Here is a 7,438-nt window from a genome sequence, read left to right as displayed (position 1 = left end):
GCATAGGCCGGTAACAAACTGTCGAAACCGGCAAGAAGTCCCATTGTGGCAGCTCCTTGTATAAGGCGGCGCCTGGACACACCTGCATAGAAATGTCTATCGCTCATAGGTTGCTCCTAAAACCATGTATATACAGCTTCTCGCGTTCGTGGCTCGATTGTTGACGCTACCCGGTGCAACTGAAATCAAACTGAAAAGTCGACCGGTAACCCCCCATTTTTAACGGGTTGCTGTTTTTCTGGGGAGTTGCCGTTACTGGTACAATCCATGGCAGACTGGCGAAACTTTCCCACCACGAAAAACGGCGCTTACAAATGAAAATTCTGATTGTTGAAGACAATGCTGTACTTGCCAAAAAAATATCGGACTGGCTTGCGCAGGCGCACTACACAGTAGATATCGCCAAAACCGGCAAAGAAGCGGACTCGTTGATTGAAACAAGCTCCTACCAGGCCGTTATTCTCGATATCGGACTGCCCGATGAAAATGGACTTTCTTTAATGCAAAGATGGAGAAAAAACGGGAAAAAAGAGGCCATCCTTATTCTGACCGCACGCTCCAACTGGACTGAGAGAGTAGAAGGGTTGAACGCGGGTGCCGACGATTACCTTCCCAAACCGTTTGAGTTTGATGAACTGAAAGCCCGGCTCAGTGCGATTATCCGCAGAAAGGACGGCAGAACGACAGACCAGATCAGCGTCGACGGATTTCATCTCAACGCCACCTACCGAACGCTTACCACGCCCGTCCAGAAAGAGTTCAGACTGACAGCTACGGAATTCCGCCTTTTACAGTGTTTCCTCCGTTCACCGGACCGAGTGTTTTCCCAGGACGAACTGGTTGAATCCCTCTACAACATAGAAAGATGCCCCACCAGAAATGTCGTTCAGGTTTACATAACCCGGCTTAGAAAAATAATAGGGGTCAATAAAATAAAAACATTGCGTGGCCAGGGCTACTACTTTGAAAAAGATGCTACCCGCTGAACGCCCGAGTGAACCAACCAGGTTAAAATATGTCTGCTCCAAAAAGTATCCGCAGAACAGCCATTCAGTATGGTGCTGTTTTCAGCCTCGTATATTTTACTCTGATATTCTTTTCACACACCTACGTGATAAAGCAACTATCGGACGAGTCCAGGAAGCAACACCTGAACAAAGAGCTGGGAAACTTTCAGGCAATCATTGAGGCTGAATCCCCCACAACCGACGACCTCAGCAACATGATCAATCAGTTTGAAATGCTTCTGGGGCATGCCATCGTCATCGAAACGGCTAGCGGAAGCGTCCTGGCGAGCCCGAACTTTGACCAGAGCCAACTGCAGGGCGCTGCAGAGAAGCCCGAGGGTTTCATCCACATAGCGCAGGGTGCGAACACGCTTTTCGGGCTCAAACGCATTTTCTCCGCCAGTGAAAAACTGGCCTCAATCACCGTTCTTGAAACCGAGGGGGCGCTCTCTGAACGACCGCTGAAGGCTCACCTGACATTGCTCGGCGCCTCGGCCGTTCTTCTCGCGATACTGCTGGCCCTGATTGGAACCACTACACATCTGACGTTAAAGCCCATCAGTAAGATAAAAGAGGACCTGAGACGGCTCCAATCCGGGAAACAAAGTCGCCTGAACCCTCACGTACCGGAAGAGTTTCGTCCGCTGATCCGCCAGCTCAATGATTTGCTTGAGCTGTCAAACCGTCGTCTGGACCGCCACCGCCGCCTGAATTCTGATCTCTCTCACCTGGTCAAAACCTCTATCTCTGCCAATCTTGCCATTTTGTCGGATATCGATACCTTGCCTCCGTCCCGGGAGGATATTGTGTTTATGGCCTCTAACTTGCGGGAGCTTGACAAATCCCTGAACTACAGGATGAGCAAAGCAGACATATCAGGCAGACAGATGGGACGAACGTGCATGCCGGTTGAAATCACGGCAAGTGTCATCACCGTTATGGAAAAAATCTTCCCTGACACGGTTTTTCGCCTCCACACCAACTTACCTGAAAACTTCAGCTGGCCAATGGAGCGACAGGATCTTTCAGAGCTACTTGGCAATTTACTCGAAAATGGCGGGAAGTGGTGCCAGACAACCGTCGACGTTACAATCGCCCGCACGTCATCAGGACTCTCCATAGAAGTAGCGGACGATGGCCCCGGAATTTCTCCCGAGGCGGCAGCCACTGTCATGAACAGGGGTACCAGGCTGGATGAAACGGTCGCCGGTTTTGGGCTCGGATTGTCCATCGTGTCCGAGATTGTCGAAGACAACCTCGGACACCTGGAAATCGGATCCTCGAAAAACGGAGGAGCCAGGATTCTGATTTTACTGCCATTTCCGGACTAGATCACTGCCAAAAGGCCAGCCATCTTGAAAATCCGGCCTTCAAAGACTCAGTTTTAGCAGTAATCAGCTGCGTCATTAATCATTCTTCGAGTTTAATTCAGAATCAACGGGGTCATTCTGGCTGTCTGTTGGCGGAAGATCGATCGAGAATAGCTGGTACCGTTCGTTCTCCCCCAACTTCTGAGCGTCAGTGGCCCGCGGACCAAGAACCTCATCGACCGCATGGTTTGGAATTACTGCAAAGACCCTGGCGTACCCGTCAGCTTCCAGCAGACTGTCGAATTCTGTGGAGGTGATTTCGACAGCGTCGCCCAACGAATAAAAACGTGCGGAAAATGGCATCTCGCCAATGTAAAAGATTGGACCGTCTCCCGCTTGCTGAATGCTCTCATACCGGCCTATCAATTGCTTCTCGGTTTTTAGTGGTTTTACTCCGCTCACACCTATGAACACAAAAAGGGTAATGAGAACGGGTGCAAGTAATACAGCCCCCGACCTGACTCTGGACCAGGCACCTAGATCGAGCTTCGACACCCATCCGGCAATCAGAATGGCCGAGAACGGAAGAGAAGGAAGTATGTACGTCCAAAGCGTGTTGCCTGCCAGGGTGAAGAACAGCATTGGCGTTATCGCACAAAACAACAGATACAGCGTTGAGGCGTCTTGAACAGCACCAGTGAATATATCCTTTGTTTTGCCTCGCGCCGCCGCAAGGCCAAAGCCAACCAAGCCAATGATACCCCAGGGGAATGAAGCCCAAAGCCAGAATATCCAGATCATGCCCTTGGGCCGGTCATGGGCACTACCGTACAAATCGCCGGCCCACCCGGGGTCCAGAAACCGGCTAAAGTGTTCGCCAATGATGAAATAGTTGAGGAACCCTGGCGTTTTCAATTCAGCGAGCACGTACCATGGCACGGCAATCGCCAGTGTCAGAAGTGAGCCAAGAAGCCAGGGTAATTTTTTCAACGGCTGTAACCGCTGCCTGAAAATAGCAGCCCATAGCACCAGGGGGATAACGGTCAGTACAACAGCCAACGGTCCCTTTGACAACAAACCGATGGCCAGGCCCATGAAAAACCACCAGCGCCAATAGTCAGAGCGCCCTGAAAGCACAAACCACACGCTCACCAAGGAGAGGGTCGTTCCAAATACCAGGAACGTATCCGTCATGACTGCGCCGGCACTGATATAGGTGAGTACCATCGTGGAAAGCACAAGAGTAGACCATCGAGCGACCGCAGCACCGCGCGCATGATTTGCAAGGCACCACGTCAGCCATACGATTCCAATCGTGGCGAACCATGCCGGTAGCCGCAGAGAAAATTCAGACAGTCCAAATATTTTTATAGAGGCAGCCTGAGCCCAGAACGACAGTGGAGGTTTCCCCCAGAACGGAACGCCGGGTTCAAACCAGGGCGTTATCCAGTCCCCGGTTTCAGCCATTAAACGAGCGATTTCAGCGTATCGGGGCTCCGTTGTATCCACGAAGGGAAACAGCGTCATTCCGATAAAGCGACTGAACAATACGGCAGCCAGTACCCAGAACCAGGGCTCAAATCGCTTTAGCATTCTTGACGCCTCTGAAGTTGCTGATTTGGTCTCGGCTTGATACCTCTTTGTTCTCGACCACTTCTTCGGTCAGATACAGTGGTCGCTGTTTCGATTCGATGTAGGTTTTGCCCACATACTCACCAACGATACCAACGCTCACCAGTTGTATGCCGCCCAGAAAACTGATGAGGGCGATTAACGATGGGTAGCCGTCAGTCGGATCGCCGAGCATTATTGCCTTCGCTACAATCCAGACACCGAACAATCCACCAACGGAGGCGGCCAGCAAGCCGACAAGCGTTGCCCATCTGAGAGGTGACACTGAGAAGGAAGTCAGGCCTTCAAGGGCCAGGCCGACCAGGCCCGGGTAGTCCCACTTACTCTCGCCAGCCACTCTCAATGCCCGGTCGTATTCGATGATCGTCGTTGGCATACCAACCCAGGCAAAGAGTCCCTTCATGTAGCGGTTGCGCTCTCCTAACCGGAGAAGGGCATCAACTGCCCGCCTGCTCATCAATCGGAAATCACCCGTGTCGACCGGGATTTCAGTGCGACTGGTCTTATTCAGCAAGCGATAGAAAAGGTGCGCACTCCAGCGCTTGAGAAAACTCTCGCCTACACGTGATCGACGTTGCATCAGAACGACATCAAAGCCGGACTTCCAACTCCTGACCATCTCGGGAATGTATTCAGGTGGATCCTGAAGGTCCGCATCCAGAACGATCACCGCATCCCCCTTGGCATGCTCCAGCCCTGCTGTTACCGCTGCCTCTTTGCCAAAGTTGCGGCTTAGCTTGACGAGACGGATGCTCGATTTCCTTTTAATGAAAGTCCTAACAAATTCGGCACTGCCATCCTCGCTACCATCGTCCACAACCACGATCTCCGAGCGAATATCGAGGCTCGCAAGGATCGGCAATACATGCTCAAAGAATAGGGGAAGCATCGAACGCTCATTGAACACCGGAACCACCAGGGAAAGCAGCTCTGATTCATTCGGCGCACGGGAAGTCTCAAGAGGTTTGTTCATGAAACACCAGCCTTTGGTAGACAACATAGTTAAATACAGCGACAGCCGCAGTGGTTAGAAGCTGAGCAGGCACAACAGAGATTTCAAACAGTTGATGCAGGACTAAAAAGATCAGAACGTTCAGGAGAGCTGCGAGTGAACAGGAAAAGGCATATCGCCAGATGGCCTGGATGTGTGGGCGTGCGTTTGGAAAGGCCAAAGTTCGCTGCAACCAGTAGTTGGTAACCGCTCCTACAACGCTTCCAGAAAAGGTGGCTGCTACGGGGGCCATGCCAAGCAGAACCAGGCCGGACATGGCCGCCCAATGGAAAAGGGTTGCCATTCCTCCGGCGGCAATAAATCCACTTATTCTTTTAAAGGGAACCTTCTTCATCCTGGCCGACACACCCGTGGCTAACCATCGTGCCCGATGTTTCAACAACAATTCCGGAAATGGTGAACATTGACTCTTCAGAAACATCGGGCACCAGAATCACAGTCACAGCCTTCTTTCTAGGAGCAAAGTTCAACAGCAAGACCCTCGTCTCCGTTAAAACGGGCGGAATTACACTTCCATGCATGTAACCGCAACTATGCATTTCCGCCTCACATCTACCGCTGAATATCACCCACCTTGGCTCTTGAAAAGCGACCGAACAGAACCGGCAAAACAAAGAGTGTCAGGAAAGTTGCAGTCACGAGACCACCAACAATCACGCTGGCCAGTGGCTTCTGGATTTCCGCTCCCACGCCCGTCGACAACAGCATCGGTATCAAGCCGAGCGCCGAGGTTATTGCTGTCATCAAGACAGGACGTAAACGGGAGACGGCACCTTCAAACACCGCGGTATCCACGTTCAACCCATCCTGTATTCGCTGATTGATGCTTTCGACCATAACGACCCCGTTAAGCACCGCCACACCAAACAGTGTGATAAATCCAACGGAACTGGGCACTGAAAGATACTGGCCGGAGACCCAGAGCGAAAAGACACCACCAATTACGGCAAGCGGCACGTTGACCAGAATCAACAGCGCTTGACCAACCGAACTGAAAGCGAAGTAGAGCAACAGCGCAATCAGGCCCAGAGATACAGGTACCACAATGGTCAATCGTTTCTGAGCTCGCTGCTGGTTTTCGAACTGACCACCAATATCCACCGAATAGCCGGGGGGAAGGTTCACTTCTGACGCGATGGTATCCTGAATATCGGCAACCACACTGCCCATGTCACGACCCTGCACATTGGACTGAATGACCACACGGCGCTGAACGTCGTCGCGGCGCACCTGGGGCGGGCCAGACTCAATAGACACATCGGCCACATCACCGAGTCTCACCCAGGCTCCGGAAGGCGCCTGCAACCTGAGATCAGCAATGGCATCCCGGTCTTCCCGGAAACGTTTGGCCAGGCGCACATAGATATCGTACCGCTCATTTCCGTTGATGATCTGGCCCGCGGCGGCACCACCCAGTCCGTCCCGGACGACACTCATCACATCAGACACGGCGAGTCCGTACCGGGAAAGTGCCTGACGGTCTGGCTGAACCACCAACTGCGCTTCACCGGCAATCTGCTCCATGGCCACATCCCGTGTTCCCTGAACGGTTTGGACCGCCGCTTCAATCTGCTGGCCTTTCTCCGCCAGTACGTCGAGATCCGGGCCAAAGAGTTTGATGGCCAACTGCGCACGAACACCTGACAACAATTCATCAACCCGAGTCGCGATAGGCTGAGAAAAGTTAAACAGTAGTCCCGGGTGCTGTTCGAGCTTCTCCTCAAACAGAGCCTGCAATTCATAGCGATTACTGGCGCTGGTCCACTCCGAAGTTGGTTTTAAGCCAATATAGACCTCTATGTTGTTAACTGGCTCCGGGTCGCCGCCTATTTCTGCTCGGCCAGCCCTGGACAGAGCGTAAGTCACCTCTGGAAACTCCATCAGCATGGCCTCCAGTTTCGGCGCCACTTCAAGCGCCGTATCGAGGCTTGATGAAGGGGCCAGGGTCACCCGGAGGTTAATCGTGCCCTCTTCCAGTTCAGGCACGAACTCCGTGCCCAGTCGTGGAACAATCAGCGCCGCCAGTACAACAAGAACCGCCGCCGCGCCAACAACCACGCGGCTATGCTTCAGTGACCAGGCAAGCCCCATGCGATAGAGCTTTTCCAGGGGTTTTAGAATGAAGCTTTCCCGCTCCCGGATACCCTTACGGAACATGTATGACGCCAGCGCGGGTACAACCACCAGAGCGACGATCACCGCCGACACGATAGCCAGCATGATGCTGATTGCCATTGGCTGGAACAGCTTGGCTTCCACACCTTCGAAGCTGAACAGAGGCATGAAAACGACCAGGATAATCGCCGTCGCGAAAAAAATCGGCCGCGCCACTTCCCGGCCGGCTTCCTGGAGACGAAGGGCAATGCCATGATCATCGTGTGACGCGTCCAATGGATCGGGGTCATCTCCAGCCAACTCATCCCGATGGGCGTCATGCTCGCCATCAGGATGGGTCAGATGCTTGAACATGTTCTCAA

The 7,438-nt window shown here is 52.8% G+C and carries 6 protein-coding genes; 2 read left to right on the top strand and 4 right to left on the bottom strand.

Features of this window, described 5'->3' with window-relative positions; all coding sequences use genetic code 11:
• Positions 1–314: 314 nt before the first annotated feature.
• Entirely contained in the window at positions 315–986 is a 672-nt protein-coding gene (locus KYE_RS01880; protein ID WP_008169864.1) for a response regulator transcription factor, read from the top strand.
• Between the two features lie 29 nt (positions 987–1,015).
• Positions 1,016–2,338 (top strand): ATP-binding protein, encoded by a 1,323-nt coding sequence (locus KYE_RS01875; RefSeq protein WP_008169863.1) that lies wholly within the window; start codon positions 1,016–1,018, stop codon positions 2,336–2,338.
• Between the two features lie 75 nt (positions 2,339–2,413).
• Here KYE_RS01875 and KYE_RS01870 read toward each other — a convergent pair whose 3' ends face one another.
• The 4 genes from KYE_RS01870 to KYE_RS01855 all read right to left on the bottom strand — a co-directional run.
• Complete coding sequence (locus KYE_RS01870) at positions 2,414–3,910, bottom strand: ArnT family glycosyltransferase (protein WP_008169862.1); 1,497 nt, start codon at positions 3,908–3,910, stop codon at positions 2,414–2,416.
• Entirely contained in the window at positions 3,894–4,922 is a 1,029-nt protein-coding gene (locus KYE_RS01865; RefSeq protein WP_008169859.1) for a glycosyltransferase family 2 protein, read from the bottom strand. The genes KYE_RS01870 and KYE_RS01865 overlap by 17 nt, the downstream gene beginning before the upstream one ends.
• Positions 4,906–5,295, bottom strand: coding sequence for a GtrA family protein (locus KYE_RS01860; RefSeq protein ID WP_039881780.1), 390 nt, complete (start codon positions 5,293–5,295; stop codon positions 4,906–4,908). Before KYE_RS01860 ends, KYE_RS01865 begins: the two co-directional genes overlap by 17 nt.
• Before the next feature lie 218 nt (positions 5,296–5,513).
• The coding region (locus KYE_RS01855; RefSeq protein ID WP_008169855.1) for an efflux RND transporter permease subunit at positions 5,514–7,438 on the bottom strand (1,925 nt) is incomplete at its 5' end.

This window comes from Marinobacter manganoxydans MnI7-9, assembly GCF_000235625.1.
GTDB lineage: Bacteria > Pseudomonadota > Gammaproteobacteria > Pseudomonadales > Oleiphilaceae > Marinobacter > Marinobacter manganoxydans.
Note: the sequence above shows the minus strand (reverse complement) of the source record. Positions and strands in the feature narration are given on the sequence as shown.